The 17,155-nt window shown below is 60.8% G+C and carries 20 protein-coding genes and 1 pseudogene; 4 read left to right on the top strand and 17 right to left on the bottom strand.

Annotated features, from left to right (window positions below; translation table 11 throughout):
- Positions 1-44 precede the first annotated feature (44 nt).
- The 3 genes from mobF to CG471_RS29980 are packed head-to-tail and all read right to left on the bottom strand — an operon-like array spanning position 45 to position 5,939.
- Positions 45-3,305 carry a MobF family relaxase gene (gene mobF / locus CG471_RS00890; RefSeq protein ID WP_062069166.1) on the bottom strand — a complete coding sequence of 1,087 codons (3,261 nt, stop codon included), beginning with the start codon at positions 3,303-3,305 and terminating at the stop codon, positions 45-47.
- A gap of 2 nt (positions 3,306-3,307) precedes the next feature.
- Positions 3,308-5,662 (bottom strand): type IV secretion system DNA-binding domain-containing protein, encoded by a 2,355-nt coding sequence (locus CG471_RS00885; protein WP_062069164.1) that lies wholly within the window; start codon positions 5,660-5,662, stop codon positions 3,308-3,310.
- A complete protein-coding gene (locus CG471_RS29980) occupies positions 5,649-5,939 on the bottom strand; it encodes a hypothetical protein (protein ID WP_143560111.1) in 291 nt (96 codons plus the stop codon). Before CG471_RS29980 ends, CG471_RS00885 begins: the two co-directional genes overlap by 14 nt.
- 552 nt (positions 5,940-6,491) lie before the next feature.
- Here CG471_RS29980 and CG471_RS00875 point away from each other — a divergent pair.
- Entirely contained in the window at positions 6,492-6,716 is a 225-nt protein-coding gene (locus CG471_RS00875) for a hypothetical protein (protein ID WP_062069159.1), read from the top strand.
- A gap of 219 nt (positions 6,717-6,935) precedes the next feature.
- Here CG471_RS00875 and CG471_RS00870 read toward each other — a convergent pair whose 3' ends face one another.
- From CG471_RS00870 to CG471_RS00855, 4 genes are all read right to left on the bottom strand, one after another.
- Positions 6,936-7,241, bottom strand: a complete 306-nt coding sequence (locus CG471_RS00870; RefSeq protein ID WP_062069156.1) for a hypothetical protein — start codon at positions 7,239-7,241, stop codon at positions 6,936-6,938.
- 342 nt (positions 7,242-7,583) lie between these two features.
- Positions 7,584-8,165, bottom strand: coding sequence for a hypothetical protein (locus CG471_RS00865; RefSeq protein ID WP_062069153.1), 582 nt, complete (start codon positions 8,163-8,165; stop codon positions 7,584-7,586).
- 533 nt (positions 8,166-8,698) lie between these two features.
- Positions 8,699-9,847, bottom strand: a complete 1,149-nt coding sequence (locus CG471_RS00860) for a DUF2493 domain-containing protein (RefSeq protein ID WP_099229937.1) — start codon at positions 9,845-9,847, stop codon at positions 8,699-8,701.
- 75 nt (positions 9,848-9,922) lie between these two features.
- Positions 9,923-10,372 (bottom strand): DUF736 domain-containing protein, encoded by a 450-nt coding sequence (locus tag CG471_RS00855; protein WP_099229935.1) that lies wholly within the window; start codon positions 10,370-10,372, stop codon positions 9,923-9,925.
- A gap of 920 nt (positions 10,373-11,292) precedes the next feature.
- On the opposite strand from CG471_RS00855, the gene CG471_RS00850 reads away from it, so the two are divergent.
- Complete coding sequence (locus CG471_RS00850; protein ID WP_062069147.1) at positions 11,293-11,880, top strand: hypothetical protein; 588 nt, start codon at positions 11,293-11,295, stop codon at positions 11,878-11,880.
- Positions 11,881-11,961: 81 nt separating this feature from the next.
- Positions 11,962-12,267, top strand: coding sequence for an integration host factor subunit alpha (locus tag CG471_RS00845; RefSeq protein WP_062069382.1), 306 nt, complete (start codon positions 11,962-11,964; stop codon positions 12,265-12,267).
- Here the strand turns inward: CG471_RS00845 and CG471_RS00840 are convergent.
- The 4 genes from CG471_RS00840 to CG471_RS00825 all read right to left on the bottom strand — a co-directional run bounded on the left by CG471_RS00840 (position 12,240) and on the right by CG471_RS00825 (position 13,355).
- The gene (locus tag CG471_RS00840; RefSeq protein ID WP_062069144.1) at positions 12,240-12,440 is read right to left on the bottom strand and encodes a hypothetical protein; all 201 of its coding nucleotides are present in this window, start codon (positions 12,438-12,440) and stop codon (positions 12,240-12,242) included. The two genes, CG471_RS00845 and CG471_RS00840, sit on opposite strands and share 28 nt — an antisense overlap.
- Before the next feature lie 63 nt (positions 12,441-12,503).
- Positions 12,504-12,773, bottom strand: a complete 270-nt coding sequence (locus CG471_RS00835) for a helix-turn-helix domain-containing protein (protein WP_082635349.1) — start codon at positions 12,771-12,773, stop codon at positions 12,504-12,506.
- Positions 12,770-13,123: a hypothetical protein gene (locus tag CG471_RS00830; RefSeq protein ID WP_099229933.1), complete on the bottom strand. Its 354-nt coding sequence runs from the start codon at positions 13,121-13,123 to the stop codon at positions 12,770-12,772. The genes CG471_RS00835 and CG471_RS00830 overlap by 4 nt, the downstream gene beginning before the upstream one ends.
- Before the next feature lies 1 nt (position 13,124).
- Positions 13,125-13,355: a hypothetical protein gene (locus CG471_RS00825; RefSeq protein ID WP_062069138.1), complete on the bottom strand. Its 231-nt coding sequence runs from the start codon at positions 13,353-13,355 to the stop codon at positions 13,125-13,127.
- 359 nt (positions 13,356-13,714) lie between these two features.
- Between CG471_RS00825 and CG471_RS00820 the strand changes: the two genes are divergently transcribed.
- Positions 13,715-14,179: a hypothetical protein gene (locus tag CG471_RS00820; RefSeq protein ID WP_062069135.1), complete on the top strand. Its 465-nt coding sequence runs from the start codon at positions 13,715-13,717 to the stop codon at positions 14,177-14,179.
- A gap of 4 nt (positions 14,180-14,183) precedes the next feature.
- Here the strand turns inward: CG471_RS00820 and CG471_RS00815 are convergent, their stop codons facing one another.
- The 6 genes and pseudogenes from CG471_RS00815 to CG471_RS31630 form a co-directional block, all read right to left on the bottom strand.
- On the bottom strand, positions 14,184-14,378 hold the full coding sequence (locus CG471_RS00815; RefSeq protein WP_062069132.1) for a hypothetical protein: 195 nt from the start codon (positions 14,376-14,378) through the stop codon (positions 14,184-14,186).
- 194 nt (positions 14,379-14,572) lie between these two features.
- Entirely contained in the window at positions 14,573-15,124 is a 552-nt protein-coding gene (locus tag CG471_RS00810; RefSeq protein WP_062069129.1) for a hypothetical protein, read from the bottom strand.
- A 415-nt stretch (positions 15,125-15,539) separates the two neighbouring features.
- Positions 15,540-16,016, bottom strand: coding sequence for a hypothetical protein (locus CG471_RS00805; protein ID WP_143560110.1), 477 nt, complete (start codon positions 16,014-16,016; stop codon positions 15,540-15,542).
- Positions 15,937-16,236, bottom strand: a complete 300-nt coding sequence (locus CG471_RS00800) for a type II toxin-antitoxin system prevent-host-death family antitoxin (protein WP_008830216.1) — start codon at positions 16,234-16,236, stop codon at positions 15,937-15,939. Before CG471_RS00800 ends, CG471_RS00805 begins: the two co-directional genes overlap by 80 nt.
- A gap of 60 nt (positions 16,237-16,296) precedes the next feature.
- Positions 16,297-16,665, bottom strand: a complete 369-nt coding sequence (locus CG471_RS00795) for a DUF3768 domain-containing protein (RefSeq protein ID WP_082635348.1) — start codon at positions 16,663-16,665, stop codon at positions 16,297-16,299.
- Positions 16,666-16,682: 17 nt separating this feature from the next.
- A pseudogene (locus CG471_RS31630) lies at positions 16,683-17,033 on the bottom strand (hypothetical protein); the annotation flags it as partial.
- Positions 17,034-17,155: the final 122 nt, after the last annotated feature.

Raw genomic sequence — 17,155 nt, 5'->3', positions numbered from 1 at the left:
AGATTTTGCGCGCCAGGAACAGCAGTCCGCCGGTTTGTCGTGTGTCATAGATCGAGCCCTAGGTTCTTCTCCGGCAGGCCGGGTATCTGATCTGGATCGCGGCCCGGCATGGGCGGGATGCCGCGCAGGTCATCGACGGTCTGATCGACGACGCCGAGGCCATCGCCCTCGAGCCAATGGCGAGGATCTTTGTCTTGATTCCCGTCTTTCCCATCGGCTTCGAAGGCCAGAGAGGCTTTCTCCATGTCCGCGTCGTATTTGGAGTAGTCCGTGTCCGAGGCGCCCATGGCGGGAAGATCATCAAGATCATGCCCGTTCATGAGCGCCTCGACGTGGATTGGTTCGGCTGTCTCGAGTTCGCTCTTGTTCAGCGCGGCCGTCAGGGCATCGTCAGCTGCCTGGCGCTTGGCATCCGGCCCGTCGATTTCCAGCTTTCCGGTCGCCTCGAGCGCGGATGTCTTGTCGCCAGGATTGTGATCGAGCTGGCGCTCCAGCTTCTGCTGGTCATCGACGATCATGGTGATGTCGTCGCGTACACGGGTTACACCAACGTTGAAGAGACGCTGGTTCGAGAGGTTATGCTCGTAGCTGAGCATGACGGTGATCGCCTTGTCGGAGGTTATGCCCTGCGCCATGTGCATGTTGAGCGAGTAGGCCAGGTCGATGCGGGAGAGCATGGGGTCGCCGCGCTCGAGCGTGACCTGTTCCTTCGCGGCATTCTCGACGATGACGCCGCCCGCATCGATAGCGACGATCGTCGCCTGCGCAGAATTAAGGAGACCGCGATCCTTGTCGTTGGTCGTCCAGCGGATCTTGTCGCCCTCGTAGATGGTGAGAGACTGGCGGGTAGAAAGCTCAAGGCGCTCGCGGGTGATGGAAGGATCGATCCGCTGCGGGTCGAAACGAGTACGGCGCCCATTTTCGCCCGTAACCTCGACCTTGCCGTTGGCGTAGACCTTGCTGACCTCGTAGACGCCACGGCCCAGCCCGATCTCATCGACGCGGCCGGTCACATGGAGAGATTGGCCAACAGTGTAGTTCTGCGCATAGCGCAGTTCCTCGCGGGTTTTGCTGACGCGATCGTAGATCGTGACGTCCATGCCACCACCCTTGAGTGTGCCCTCACTTACAAGGCCCTGCTGGATCTCCTGATTGATCGTCGCCCGGGTTTCGCGGCCTGACGCGAATACGGCTGTCACATCGCGCTCGTCTTTGGGCAGCGCCAGCCACGTCTCGGCTGCGTGTTCGGCAGGGCGGTCGTTCTCGATGACCTTGTCGCCGAGCACCTTGAGCGCCTGACTGGCCTTGCCGACGTTGGCTAGGGCGGCGACCGTGCGCAGCTGGTCGGTACGCTGGCGGATATTTTCGTCCATGCGCTCCATGGTGGCGCCGGCGGCCTGGACCATCGCGAAGGCCTTGCCCCAATCGATCGGCATCAGCTGCTGGCGGTCGCCGACCATGGCGAGCTTGTCGATTCCGAGCCCTTCGCTGATCTCGAGCAATTTGAGCATGTCGGCGCTGGAAACCATCGAGGTTTCGTCGACGACGATCGTGGTATCCTTCAGCTCATCGCGACGTTGCTGCGCGGCCGCGCCGGTGGGATCGGCAAGATATTGCTGGTTCTGCCAGATGAAGGAAGCGATGGTCTGTGCCTCGAGGCCGGCCTCCTTCATGGTCTCGACGGTCATTTCCCTGGGCACCATGCCCTCGCGCATGTCGGCGACCATCTTGTTCTGAAAGGCGAGGCCGAGCACCTTGCGGCCTTCCTCCTGCGCTACGGTAGTGACGGCCTGCAGCATGGTTGACTTGCCGGCGCCGGCGACGCCCTGAACGACCACATAGCGATCGGTGCTCGAAACGATCATGGTTGCGGCCGCGAGCTGTCCTTCGTTCAGCTGGTGCGGGGAGGCGGCCTGCACGCGGTCAGGGGCCGAGGCTGGAGCGATCATCGCCTCAGCCGTACCCTTGCCGGCTTCCATGCGGTCAAGGATCGCCTGTTCGGTGGCAAGGGCCTCCGGTGTGGTCACGGCCTGTTCCACGCGGCCAGAGACACGAATCTCGCCCGGTATGAGCTGGCCTTTCGCGACAAGGCGATCAACTCGGGCCGAAACCTCGTCGATCGTCACGCCCTTCAGTCCAAAATCCAGCGCGGTTTTGGCGACCTTGCCAATGTCGAAGGCTGCTTCGCGCTGACCGAGATGCCGGATGGCGGAGGCGACAGCGATCTGCGCGCGGGCCTCTGCCGGCGACTGGACAATGCGGGCGATACCCTTGTCTACCAGAGGATCGGGTGAGCGCAGGAGGCCGGATACGAACTCGCGCGCAGACTTCACGACTTCCACCATGGCCTGGTAGCTGCGACCGATCATGGTGTCCTGCTGTGGAGAGGCGGACACGCGCAACGCGGTGGCGAGAACATCCTTGCCGGTGAAGCCCAGCTCTTGGGCCTTGTCGATCCACCCCTTGATCAGGCCATCGCGATCCTCGACGTTGAGTTTCGGATCTCGTGTCCGGGCCGTCACTTCACGAAGGCCCTGAGTGCTCTTGATGCCAAGGTTCTGAGCGGTGGCGACGATGTCCGCGCGGCGCTGGCTGAAAACCTCTATCACCTTCTTAGGCACACCGGACAGTTCGAAGGTGCCGTGCTTGCCCTGCAGCTCGACCTTGTAGCCCAGCTTCTCCATCTCATTGCGCAGGAAGGCATGGTAGATCGAGCCGATGACCGAGTTGTTGCCCCATATGCGATCGGCATGGAGCGCTTGCCATTTGCCGTCCGGCATGCGCGTCATGTTGGCGACGATGGCGTGGATGTGCGCCTGAGGATCTAGTGCGCGGCTCGTATCGTGCTGGAAGAGGGCATAGACCAGATTTCCGGTCTTTACGGGCACGGTCTTCCCGTCCGCGGTCTTGCGCCCCTCGGCCAGGTTCTTCTCGACCCACGCCATGGTTTTCTGCACCGCGTTGATATGCGCACCCTCTGGACCAAGGATGCGTTTGTCACCTGCAATGTAGGCCATGACGGATACCGATTTGGGCGCGGAGAACGTCAGGTCGTAACCGGGCCTTCGGTTCTCCTTCGCCTCGATCTGCTCGCCGGTCGGAGTTTCGCCCAGAAGCACCTTCTCGAAGGCTTCGCGCGTTACGGCGGAGCCTTCAGCGATCGGGGTATCCTTCAGCCCCTCGCCGCCCCACTGGCTAACGTCGCCGGCCTGCTCGCTGGTATAGTAGTCACCGGCGACGAAATCGTCGTTGGTGAAGTATTTTGCGGCGCCGCCGGCGGAGCGGACAGAGGCGATGGAATGCATGGTCAGTCACCCATGCCAAGGCCGTCGTCATGACCATGACCATGATCATGATGGTGATCGATGCCATCGCCGGTCCCGAAACCATCACGCGCCTCCCGCACGCCAAGATCTTCCTCGTGGGGCAGGGGATTGTGATTTCGGAACTCCGATCCCCGCGACTGAGTGGAGGCGCTGTCCTGGCCGGCGTCGAGGTCGCGCACATCACGATCACGCTCGTCACGCCGATCGCCATCGTCTTTGCCATCGGCGGGGGTCTGGACGCCCAGATCCATGCGCTGAGCAGCCTCGTTCTCAACTGCCTCGCGCTGCTGTTCCTCGGTGGGCTGGGAGAGAATATCGGCGGCAAGCGCGATCGGCGTCACCCCCATTTCCATGTCCTCTGGCGCGGGGGTCAGGCTCTCACCACGCCCACCGTCATCTCCACCCTTCGGCTTTCCCCCACCTCCGCGAACCTTACCGTCCGGATCGCCCGGCTTTGACGGTGGTCGGCGCATGAAGCCCTCGGCAACCTTGGCATAGTGCTGCCACTCCAGCTGGATGCGCGCTGCAGGAAATCCATCCGGGAATTTTACGAAGCCATGCATCGAGGGCAGGTTCATGATGTCATCGGGAATAACGAGCGGTTCGATCTGCTTGCGCGGTGTCAGCGTCGATGCGTCGCGCGTGGAATTGTAGCCGTAGGAATAGCCCTCATCCATTTGCCGGATTTCGCGATTGCCGATGTAGCGGGCGCACTGCTCGGCGGTGTCGAGATCAGCGGCAGCTAGCATCAGCTTTGTGCGCGCAAGCGAGGAGAGGTTACGGGCGTTTTCTTCCCCGTAGACCTGCACCAGCTTGTCGAAGGAGTGCAGGCCAAGGATCATGGCTCCGCCGAAGTTACGGGCGGTCTGAAGGCCGTTCTCGATGGCGGGTAGCCGGTGAAGTGCACCCAGCTCGTCGAACATGAACCAGGTGCGGAGCGAACGGGTGTGCGGCATGGTCATGAGCGAGTGAATGGCAAGGTTAGACCAGAGGGTCAGGAGCGCCTTGTTCATCTCGAGGTCGGTATAAGTACAGGTGGTGAAAAGGATCGATCCGGGCTTCTTCTCGCCGGTGATCCACTTCTTGATCGAGTATGGCTCGCCCTCGTCGGGAAGGAACCGTAGCGCCTGCGCATTGGTGTTGAAAACGGCGCGGATCGATTCCGCCATTCGGGCGGCTTCCGGGGCAGTGAGCGGATCGGCAATCGTCTTCTGAAGATGACGGTGGACCTGCTTGAGATCGGCCGTCATCAGGTTGTCGGCGAGCGCCTGATTGGAGGTCTGCCCTTTCTCAATGAGCTTCATGCACATTTCGATGAAGAGGGTGCGCGCGGCGAGGGCCCAGAACGGTTCCGACGATCCACCATCGGAAGGGATCAGGGCTGCAGCGGCGGCGGTGAACTCGCTGTATGTCGAGCAGTCATTGAAGATCGACCATGACGGGCAGCGCACGTCCATGGGATTGAGGATCGTGTCGCGTTCAGGGTCGTAGAATGCTTCGACGTAAGCACCGGTAAGATCGAATACTACGGCGGTATCCTGACGTTCGCGCATCTGAGCCAGGTGTCGCCGAAGGACCGTGGTTTTGCCGGTGCCGGTGGTGCCGAGCAGCATGGTGTGGGATTGCTCGAGGCGGTGCGGGTAGGGGATACCGGCAAGATAATAGGGATGGTGGATGCCGGCAGCCTTGCGGGCATCGAATGGCATTTTGAGAACAGCTTGTGGTTTCTTGTCGGGGAAGAGGTCTTTGGCCTCCTCGACGAACTTCATATAGTTGTGCTGGTTGATCTCCTTGTAGAGCAGATCACGATCCACCAGCATGGCGCCGCGCTCGTGCCGCTCTTCCATGATCGAGCCGCCGCGCCGCCGAGAGAAATCGACATACCAGATCGAAGCCGGGATGGTCGCAAACGAGGCGATCAGGATCGAACCGATGACGCCGCGTACTGCCTTGTGCCAGGCGAGAGCGACCTCGGGAACATAGGGCACGTACCCCATGTAGGTATGGCGCACGGTATGGTCTGGCAGCTGCAGGTTGGCCTGCTTCATGGGATCGAGGGCACACCAGTCCCAGAGCCAGGACAGAATGCGCATGCAGATGAGCTGGAAATTGTTCTCGTCGAGGGTGAACGAGAGGATCGTGAAATAGGAGAGGGCGAAGATGCCCAGCCACATGAGGAAGGGCATCTTCGCGCCCTGCAGCCACATGATGACCTGGGTGTTGAGCAGCTGGCTCCCGCGCACGAAATTGCCGTTGTTACGAGGCGTGTCGCCGCGCGCGGAATGGTGCTTGAGAGGGACGGGCCGACCGTCGTTGCGGATATCAGCGCGAGCCATGATACCGCTCCATGCGCCGGGCCGTTTCCGCAAGGATGCTTTCGCGGTGTTCGGGGTGATCCTGGAGGATGATCGTGTCGAGCGCGGCCTGAGTATATTCGGCGACTTGTGCGACACGACGCGCACTGGAAGCAACGGTATCGCGCTGTTCGAAATAGTCGCTGATTATCGACCGCAGAAGTTCCGAAATCGAACGGTTCTGCTGTGCAGCGATCTTTCGTAGTGCCGCGTACTGTTGTGTTTCGAACCGGACGGTTCGTTGATGTGTCGATGACAATCCAACCTCCTAGCAGGGAGGCTGGTGGGCTTGCGTAAAGTGCGAGTTAGATATTGCAAAATCGAACTAAATGCAAGTTTCTTTGGGGGATCTTGCTACAATGCGTGTCCCAAAAAGTCCCACGTATGTAGTTGTAATATCACGTTAATTGTATGTGAACCCGTTGGGACACAACATGATACCCGTTGGGACACAATCGAATTTTCATCTAAAACTTTGTTTTTACGTCATAATCCTGCAACGACGTTGCGTTCGGTGTGCTACTGTAGCTGACATATCGTTGTTGGAGCCTCGGTCTGTTCCTGCGTTCGTCTGGTGCGGATATGATTCCGGTTTCCGGTGGGCACTGGGCCGCCGTGAGGCGGAAACGCCGGAGGGAATAGAGCGCTTCGCGCGGGTGAAATGGGCCAGATGGCGCATGATTTCTCCGTGAGTGAAGGGGTGATTTCGAAGGGTTGCCGTAGGGGAGTACGTCGCGGGTTTTCGCATGACGTGAGAGCGGTTATGGTGGCGGGGTTCAGAGCCGATCAGCCTGACCGAAAGGTACGAGTAATGGCGAAGTCACTGGACGCGGAAATGGCCGCGATCGAAGCCGAGGAACGCAAGCTGGTGGAGCGTCGCAAGGCGCATCAGCAGAAGGTGCGGGAAGCGGCGATCGGGACGGTCGAGAAGGCGGGGCTTTTCAAGCTCCCGCATGATCGACTGGAGCGGATCATGACGGCGGTGAAGACGCTGGGCGTGGATGAAGTGGAGAAGCGGCTTCAGGCTTCAGCCTGAGCCGGTTCGCCACCGAACAAACGACCGATGGCCGCACGGATGGGCTTGCCCATTCGGGCGGCCATTCCTTTAGGGGCGGGCCCCGGCGATGCGTAGCCTTGGCCGCCAGGCCAAGGCGAGCGAGCCGGGTGGAGTCGCGCAGCGGTCGGGACGGCATCAGACAAAAAAAGGGAAGCGCGGCCCTGTAGGGCTGCGCCTCCCGTGCGTAGCGATTCCGGCTCACCAATTGAGCGGATTTTCCATATACGCGGCATAGAGTGCTTCGGATGCCATGTGCATCTCGTGATCGATCTCGATCATGGTGTCGTTGAGGCGGTCTGCGTGGTTGTGGACCGTCTCGCGATCGTCGATCGTCATGGCGTTCCAGTCGATCATTTCGAGGAAGTCGTCGCGGCGGTCATGGATGCGGCAGGCGCTGTGCATTTCGGCTTCGAGCGAGGCGATGCGACGCTCGATGCGGATCTCCTTATCCGACTTGGGGATGAACTCGATCTTGTCTTCGGGGAGGGTAACTGACGTGCTCATAACGCTCACTCCTTAGTCAAAACGACAGTTACGGTCGGACCTTCGGCGCGCGGTCGGGTCAGGGACGCGAAAGGCGAGCCTTTCGCGCCGCGTAGCGGCGGTGGGGGTCACGATTTTCTTTGGTGGCCGCTGCGGTGTGATTGGGGCGGGAATGCCGATCCACCGAAGAAAATGGTGGGGCCCCGCCGTCCTTGACGCGGCCGCGCCCCGAAGGTCACAATGGGAAGACTGTGTGGTGGTTTTATCTATCGGCGTGGCGCGGTCGGCGATGCGTAGCCCTGGCCGTCAGGCCAAGGCGAGCGAGGCGAGCCCGCGCGGGCAGGTGAGGGGCTTCACCGGGCGCTATGACCAGACCATTCGAAGGGCGCAGCTGGGCGAGGAAATGGCGGCCATCTGGTTGAGCGCCGGCAGGTATCGGGCAAGGCCCGGCTCGGCATCGAGGCGGCTTGCCATGACGGGATCGGCGAGGCTGCCGCGCAGCTGCTCGATGCTGATCGTGCCGCAGCTATCGAGGTCGAGGCCGAGCATCGCAAGGATGGCGTAGGCGTTCGAGTTGGAGACGTTCATCTCGGGTGCGGCGTCGGGGTTCGTCGAGAGCGTCACCATGATGTCGGGTTCGTCATCGCGGCGCGCGATGCGGATGCGACGGCCAAGGAATTGGGCTGTCTCGATCAGGGCGATCGCGTCGACGTCGAACGTGAAGTGACGGGCAATCATGGCGATCGGCACCATGGCGGTGCGGGCCTCCCATGCGAAGACCTGTTCGTCGAGCGAGCCGTAGTCGTGGATGATGAGGTCGAGGCCGTAACGCTCGCCGTATGCGGCGAGGGTTTCGCGCAGGGCGCCCATCTGGAGGGCGTCGATCATGACGGGGCGCAGGTTGTCGGTTTCGGCGTCATCTTCGATGCGGAACGTGATGCTCATCGGGAACCTCCTTCGTTAAACTCGCCTCGTCTCTCCCTCTCTCCTCCAGTGCCGATCCGGCGACGGATCGGGGTCGTTAAAGGGCGCACTGGGTGAAAGGGCGAAATGACACCAGAAGGGGCAGGGCAGGGCGGTCCCGATGGTCCTGATCCGGGAGCCGCGGCGCTGGCAGACCGGCGCGGATCTGTGTTCATGCTCGCGGCAGCAGCGCGCGCCGGGTTCGATGCCCGGCGCGCGCTCCCCCGCCCTCGATTTCTCGGGGCCAGGTCGAGCGGCGCGGGACCGATCGTCTGGCCTGCGGCAGCTCCCTACCGGAGGGGGGAAGGCCGCCGCGCGCGCCGCCGCCAACGAGCCCCGACGGGGGCGATGTTGGCGGCGGCGCGCGCGGCGGCCTGGCGTGGGGGGAACCGTAGGGTTTCCCCCACCTGGCACAAGGGCACGACAAAGGGCCAGCGCCGGGGAAGTCCCCCGATGCTGGCCCGATGCTCCTGCCAAGGAAAGGGTAGGGGCGGCGCTGGTCCGCCCCTGTTATCTCATCCCCAATTGTGCCGCTTGGCGTCGGCGGGCATGGGTGCCTGTGCATCGTAGCGGAAGGCGTGAACCGGAACGCTTGCGGCCTTCAGTTCGTCCAGCAAGTGCGACTGAATGCCGGTGCCTTGGCAAATGATCGCTTCGACGGGCCGGAGGCTGACAAGCTGGTCATTGCGCTTGAAACCGGCGCTCTTTCCGAAGCGCTGGGCGTTGGGGGCAAAGGTGACAATCGGCACGCCAGCTTGTGCGGCCCAAGCTGCGGCGATGGCGTCGCATCCCTTGCGCTGGCCGGTGGTGCAAAGGGTCATGCTCGGGATGCGGGCCTTGATCTGGTCGAGGCGGGCGTAAAGCTGCTGATAGTCGTGCCATTCCTGACCGCCGGAAAAGACGACAAGGGGGCCGGTGGGATTGCGCTTTTCGCGCAAGGCGGTTGCGCGCGCCTTTAGGAAATCGGCCGATGCGATCTGGCTTGCGGTGGTGGCGCTGGAAACACGCGATCCGCGCGCGGTGCTCCATGGGCGGCCGGTCTGCGAACGGTAGCAATCGGCGGCATAGTCGCGCATGCATTCGATCGCGGCGCGCTGTTCCATCTTGGTACGCGCACGGATCTGCAAATCTTCCATTTCCGTTGCATAGATTTCGCTGCGGTCGTCCTGCTCGATCCGGCTTTTCAGGTCACGGCAAAGGGTGTCCTCCTCGCGGGCCAGCTTGTCCGCTTCGTAGTGAAACGAATTGACGATGCCCCATGCGATCGCCTGCGCGCTCGGCTCAAGGCGGGTATCGCGGAAAAGGTCAAAGATGGTGTTGATGATGGCGTGACATTCTGCCTGCGCCTCGGCGGGCTCGGGCATGTCCAGTTCCTGCCGCTCGCCTCCCATGTCGAGGATGGAAAGGGCGGTCACGTCGCCGAAAGCCTCGGTGAAGCTGTCGAGCACGGAGTCTTGCGCGATCATGTCGGTAATCTCCGCCTGCCGTGCCATCTCATCCAGCTCGTCGGGGGTGGCTGCGGTTCCGGCTTCGTCCTCGGCGCGCTGGGTGTCGGCAATCGCCTTGTCGAGGTACTGCTTGCGCAGTTCGGCGGGCGTGGTGCCGATGGCCTTGGCCAGTTCGGCAAAGCTGCTATAGCTGCGGTTATTCGTTTCCTTGGTCATGATAACTCATCCTTGGCAGGGGATAGCGAAAGGGTCGGGAGAGGGCGGCAATCCCTCTCCCTTCCCGTCGGGGGATTAGAACGCGGGCACGTTGTCCTCTTCGTTCTCGGCGGCGATGCGGCCATCTTCGGTTGCGTTGCCTTCACCGAAATTGTCGTCACGCTGGCGGCGGCGGGTCTGGCGGCTGCCGTCCATGTTCTGGCGCATGGGGGCCGGACGGTTCCAGACGACGCGATAGCCGTCCTCGTCGTCACCAAAGACCATGATTGCCATCTTCTCGGGCAGGCTGGGGTCATCAAGGCTTCCCTGATAGAAAACCTCGCCGGTGGAATTGCTGGTCGCTTCCCAAAGCGCGCCGACCTGCACCCACTTGCGGGCGACGTTAAGCGCCATGATCTCGAACGCGGGGGCCTTCTCGTTCGCGCTTTCGACGGGGCGAAGGCCAAGGCGGGCAAGGTCGACGGTCAGGGTTGCGATCGAACCGATAAGCTGGCCGTTCTTGAGGGCGAAAGAACCGATGTTCATAGCTATTACTCCTATAGTGTGGGGCTTGTCCCCTTGTCTTTGGTCCGGGGCGTCTCCCCTTCCCTTCCGACACACTAATTCTACTCCCTAAACTCTAAATACTGAACTGCATTGATTTCTTGACAGCTATTTACCGTACATGGTGAACCTGAGCCTAAATAGTTGGCGCGGTAGCGACATTACAAAGAAACGTCGGCCCGCGAGGGCCGTCATTACTGACCAACAGAGCGCAAGGGGGTGGGTTGTCATTCACCGCACACGGAGCCACCTTCGCCTGTGTCCCAAGTGGCACGCCGGGGATCGCTCGATCAAAAGACGTCGCGCTGCGACCTAGCGGAGCTAGCCGGTCCGCGCTGGCTGTCTGCGACTAGCAGACAAAAGCCAGCCAGCGCGGACCGGCTAGCGCAGCTTGGTTGGAGGCAGCTTTTGATTGAGCAACCCGGTGTGCGACGCCGGGACACTGGCGGGGGTGGCGCAGTGTGTGGTGAATGACCTGGCGCGAGGTTGGTGCCGGGAGCCGGCGTCCTCGCCGGTTCACGGCATAGACAAGGGAACCGGCCCCGAAGGGGACGACAACAGCCGCAGGCTACTGGCGCTGTGCGTGAGCCAGGAGCGCCGTTGAGGTGTAAAGGAAGGGCAGGAGGCTTCATTGCAGCGCAGGGCCTTCCAGGATCGTTGCAGACCCGCTGAGAGGAGGGCAGGGCGCCCGGGCAAGGGATCGTTGCCCGTCAGGGTGGAGACCCGCAGGGGCTCCATGAGCCGAAGGCGAGCAGAGCCCGGTCTCGCCGCAGGCGAGATGACCCCATTACTTTGAGATGTTGTGAAAGCCGATTGCCAAGAAGGGGTTAATGGAGGAGAATTCCGATATATCACGAAAGATCGATGATGCTTGAAATTGAGCATCAGCGGAGATTCAAGCCATGGCTTTTGAGATAGCTCGCGTTCCGTTGCCTGAAAGGGGAAGTTTCTGGTCTCCTTTCGTGTTCTTGATTCCTGCACTGATAGGCACGCCGCTGATTTATGCGTACCGCTGGTTTGTGCCTGAGCCTTATTTGCTGATTGGCGCGGGGGTGATGATTGCGGCTGTCTTTGGATACCTCTGGTACTGGTGGTTGAGCGGTGCAGATGAGCGTCGGGCGGCAGCGGAGCGTCGGGCGGTTCGTGATGCTGAACTGGCGGCATCGAAGGCGCGGTATCGCGCCCAGCAGGCAGCGGAACTGGCGGCACTGCAGGAAAGCCTGGAGCCCGCCTCGTTGATGGAGATCGAGGAGATGGTTGCAAATGCGCCGCCTGAGTGGCGCCGGGTGTTGGTGCGGCTGTTAGGGGAAGAGGCGCAGCAGGGCCGGCAGTTTTCGAAGGGGACGATTGGTCGGCTGAACGATTATGTTCATGGTCGCCTGTCTGAAGACGAGATGGCTGGGCCGCTTGTTGCATCAGATGGTCTCGAGCATGGAGCGCAGGCGGATTTCATTATGAAGTTGCGGCGTCGTTACGATCGCAGCTGGTGAGGCATGATGCGGCTTAGCCGTTTCTCTGGCCCGCAGGGCCTATCAGGGATTAGAAAGCTAGTGGTTGAGCGTAACATGCCCATGGAAGAGACTTCGACATTGACGCGCGCGGATCTTGCGGAGGCGCTGCACCGAACGATCGGAATATCACGGACCGATGCGCTTCACATGGTGGAACAGATCCTCGAGCGCATGTCGGATGCCCTTGCAGCGGGCGAGAATGTGAAGATTTCGAACTTCGGGACGTTCCTGCTGAACGACAAGGCGGCGAGGATCGGTCGTAATCCCAAGACTGGCATCGAGGTGCCGGTGTCTGCGCGCCGTGTGGTGACGTTCAGGCCGAGCCAAGGCCTGCGCGATCAGGTGGCGGGATCACGCGGAACGTAGGTTGCCAGGCCGAGCCAAGATCCGTTACCGCCGCGAAACTGGCGCACGACGTCACCTTGATCCCAATGGCCGGTGAAGATGCCGCGCCGGTTGATGCCGCCGACAGGGCGGGTGCGTGCCGCGAGAAGGCGGGCGCGGCGCGTGTCTCGATCGAGGTGCCGCAGTGGTTCCATGGCGGTGGTCCTTTCTGAATGAGGGATCGAGGAACGATCCGTGGCGACGCTTTGCCGCGCACTTCACTCAGGAAGGCGCGGCTTTGCAGATATTGGCGTGAGAAGATCGATCACGGTAATGTCGAGCACATCCGCCAAATTATGCATTGTTGCGAGGGTCGGGTTCGCTTTGCCGTGGATGATATGGGAGATGTGCGAGGCGGCGACCCCGGATCGCTCGGAAAGTGCAGTTTGGGTCATCCGGCGCGAAGCGCAGAAAGTAGCAAGGTTTGCGGCCAGCGTTTGTTTGAGTGTCGAGGCGGGGATCGTCTCGGAGAGAGGTAGTCGGGTCATATGTGCATGATCGACGAATAGATCAGGCAAGCGGCCAATAAGCCTCCAGTTATCCATGCAACGCGCGTCGGGCCGACCATGCTGAGGCATAATCCGCTGATTGAAAGCACGATGATCAGCATCCAGGGATTTTGGCCGGTGACGTAGTTGTAGACCACGATGGGCACCCCGAGGGCGAGGGGCAGCCAGATCCAGTTGCGAAGCGCAAAGCGGCGCAAGCGTTCATTTCGGGTGATCGGCGGGGCACCAGCTGGCCGAAGCTGGAAGACGCCTGATGCTCGGGTGGTGGCTACCGCCCGGGCCATGGGGATGACCGTGAACAAGATCGCCAAGGGAAGGGCGGCTTTCATATCAAATGTCATCCTTGGCGCGATGGTCCTGAACAAAGTCCGAGGCGAGAACGATCGCGGCGCCAATGATTGACCATGCCGCGATGGCGACGACTGACCAGGTTTGCCATGTCCGAACGGGCACCCCTGTAAAATTTCCGAAGAGCGTTCCGAAGGAAAAGAGGGCGATGAGCACCCCCATGATGGACATCCATGGCGTCCATAGAGGGCGATCGAGGATCTTGGTGAGCATCGATAGTTCCATCCGGTTCATGGGGAGGGCATTGGAAAAGCCGACACGATTGTCTCGGTAACTGTGAAGCATTCGGTCGACCCACAAGGCAAGAGAAAGCGCACCTGATGGCGGGTCGCCGGTCTGGCAAAGACTTTGGGACAGGGGGTGTCGGGATTGCCAGACCGGCGGGAACAAGACTGCATCTCGCTCGCGAGAGCAGGATTGAGGTTCAATTCCTAACAAAGGGTTAAAATCCTTTGAGACCAAAGTTCCCGAAAAATGAAATCGCCCGTCATTTGAAAGTGATGATCGGCTTGACTGGGCCGTTCACTTAATGTTCTAAATGGCGCATAGGTCTCACCGAAGGAGGACAACCTATGAAGATGAAGGACGTACTGGAGGGGTACAATTACGATCTGCCCCTGATGGACGCGATGAACGATGTCGAACTTCGACCTGTTCGCCGGCTGCTGGCGGGAGCCCTTATGGGTGAGAGCCTGGATGCCGGATACTTCGCGACCCGTGAGATGGCGGATGCCTATTTCGACCTGTGGAACGACAACCGCAAGGGCGTGCGCTATGGCGAGGGCTATCTGGCCTTTGAGGAAATCCTCAAGGACAAGAACCCGCTGCAGATGAAGCTGTGGTATCTGACCTGCGAACGGGATCTGCAAGAGACCGTGAAGGACATGCGCTGGCTCGCGATCCTGGCGAACCGCCGCGCCTATATGGCTCGGGCTGTTCGGGAATCCGGGGCGCCAGTGCTTCATGTTTCGGCGCGCAATCTGGTCGCCGGCAAGACGCCCGCCGAACTGGTGGCGGATCAGACGGTCTGGAATTGAGCGCTCAGGCTACGAGCGCAAGGATGGTTTCCGGCTCGGTCGGCTGATGCCGCGAGACGCGGAAGGGTTGCAGAGGGTTGTCGGTGCGCACGACGAACTGGTCGGCGCCGGTGGTGTCGCGAAGCTGACAGGCGACGGCATAGCACTTCTCGAACGAGGTGAGATGGCGGCGGCGGGCTGAGAGAGACGAGATAGTCATAGGTTTGTCCTTCGGGTGATGTCCTTCGGGTGATGTGCGCAAATGCGCGGGAACGAGCCATGCAGGTTCGTTCATGTTAAATTGACCCATTTGCGATCTATTATGGATGGAGCCGGAGTCGACGTTCAGGCGTTGCTCTGGTTGATCCACGGTAATGCATGGGTCTCATTCAATCGACGGGGTCGAAGCCGCTGCTACGGTTTCGGCCCCGTTATTGTTTGCAGCCGCCTTTGTCGTTCGGCCCGTAATGCGACGACGACTTGCGGATCGGCGTGGCTCTGGATCAGACGCAGAAGCGCGTCATCGGGTAAACTGGCTGGATCGAGGCGTGGTCCTTTAGTCCTGGGCGCAGCACGGCCGAGGCCGAGCAGGACGATGCGGTTGCGCACTTCAACGAGGCGCTCGCCGCGCTCCGCGCGCGTGAAGGCTCGATCAAGGCCGTAGAGCCAACCGGAGTTGGCTTGGGCCAGCATGGCTTCGCAGCGGGCCAGATCGTCGGCGTGCCGGCAAAGCCGGATGCGCTCGACGGTGAGTTCGCGCGCCGTGCAACGCACGCGCTCGTAATGATCGCAGCTGGGGCTTTCGACTGCGAAAAGCCGGTTCATGTGTCGGACCCATGAGGCCATGCTTTCCCATGCGAACGCGGCGGGCGGTGATTTCTCGGCCTTGCGATATGCGCGAAGCGGCGGCGCCGATCGAGGCGGCTGCTTGTCGCCGAAGAAAAGATCGGGTTGACGGATTGGCATAGCAGCCTCCATAGGTTGCTAAGTGATTGATTATTAACATAATAAGTCTTATCAATCTTATGCTAGGCCCATATTGCAGGGTACGCGCGCGCGTGTGATGATCCCCCTGTCGATGCAGGAGCAACGCGGATGATGGACCCGAAACAGATGACCGACGAACAGTTGGTCGATGAATGGGATAAAGTCGAAGACGGTGAAAACCTTACGGATTTCGAACAAGCCGTGCTCGATGAAATCGAGAGGCGTAACATCGACTTGTAAAATATCGTTAGATTTATGACGATTTGTCCAAGTGCGCCGCAGGCATCTTGAACATGGACACGATAATGCTAATGGCCGCGACAGGTGCCGGGTAAACGCGACCGCCCGGCACCGCCATCATTATCGTCCCCCCTCCAAAGAAGCCTTCAGTTCCTCAGCGCCGGTTGACCGATCGCCCGCTGCGACTGAGAAATTCGGTGACGATCTTCGTAAAGAACCCGGGCGTTACCATTCCGTAGCGGTAGTCGCCGTTGGCTCGTGCGCGGACATCAAAGCCCATCCAGTCGAAACTGTTTGCCTCTGAGACAACGACAAAGCTCGAATCAGGGTACGGCAGGCCCATCGCCTTCCCGACGTCGCCGGGGATCTTGATCGTGTTGGACGGGTTGATCTCGCCTTTGGTCGTAACAGCAAGGACGATATAGCCTTTGCCATCGGCAGCGATAACGATGACAGGACGTTCCTTGAGGCCCTCGTCTCGGCCTCCGGCTTGCTCGGCTGCAAAAAGGTAGACGTAGTTTATGACCTCACCGCGCCGCGGCGGCAGATCGTCACTGCTGCCAGTCGAAGCGGCCTGCTGCGATTTCGGCTTCGCTTGGAAGGCTGGCTTCAATACGCGCCGCGTCGTCATCGGTCATGGTCTCACTGGTGAACACCCGGCGATTGGCGTGCAACGCTTCAAGCGCAGCTGCAGCACGATCGAGATAGTCGATGCTGACCACGGCCGCATAGCGCCGCCTGTTCTTCGTCAGCACGACTGGACCATGCTGGCTTTGATCGACAACAGTGCCAGGGTGGTTATGGAAATCGGTAAGAGCAACGGATGCGAAGCTCTCGGCATTGGTGGCCATGATAATCTCCGTCGAAGCCTTCCAGCCAATATAGCCAGAATGGCCAGAATGGCAATGCGGCTAAAGATCCTCACGGACCATGATCGTCATGACCCTGCGCGTGACGCTGGCGTCCGTGGGATCGGGCGAACCCCATTTCAGGTCGGCGTCATAGGCGTCGATCTGGAAATAGACGGTGGTGCCCCGGTATTCGATCTGGCCGCGATCGCGCTCGGTCCTATCGTCGTCAGGATAGGTGAATTTGCGCACCTCTGCGAGGATCTGGGCCTGGGCGACCAGTTCGGTCATCGTATTGTTGGCAAAGGTGCCGAGGCAGGTGCGGGTGATGACGATGCGCCCGGTACGGTCGAGACCGTGCCGGCAGCGATCGTTGAGACGTGCGATGATTTCGCGTTCGGACATGCCGGCTGCGACGGTTGCGAGGGACATGGCATTTCTCCTGTGGGTCAGGCGGCGAGACGGGGGCGCTGCGATGCGGGCACCGCAGCATTGAAGCGTTCGATCCAGCTGCGCATGGTCGGGCGCTCGTCGACGGGGATCGAGGCGGCGACGTCCTGAAACTGGATCAGGTCGAGCGGGGCTTCGCTGATGATCCGGTCAATGTCGTCGGCGGGCAGCAGCCGTTCATGGCGGATGAAATCCGTCATGCGGCCCGGCCTCGCGCGCGTGGATTTGCGCCAGAGACCTTCAACCGTGTGAAGGCGCGGCGCGGCGCGTGCTTCAACAAGGACGATCAGGCGAAGGCACCATACCGGCAAATCGCGGACCTCTGAAGGCGACATTCCTATGCAAAACCATTATGTCGCCATTGAGACGATCCATTCCCTTTGACGGGATAAGGATATTGTCCCATTATCGATCGGGTCGGGGCAATAAAATGGAAACGCCCAGTGTCATGTCGAGGGTTCAGTGCATCTTT

It is taken from the genome of Sphingobium sp. IP1, from assembly GCF_002708645.1.
Lineage (GTDB): Bacteria > Pseudomonadota > Alphaproteobacteria > Sphingomonadales > Sphingomonadaceae > Sphingobium > Sphingobium yanoikuyae.
The sequence above is the reverse complement of the archived record's forward strand: the minus strand, read 5'-3'. Positions and strand labels throughout refer to the sequence as shown.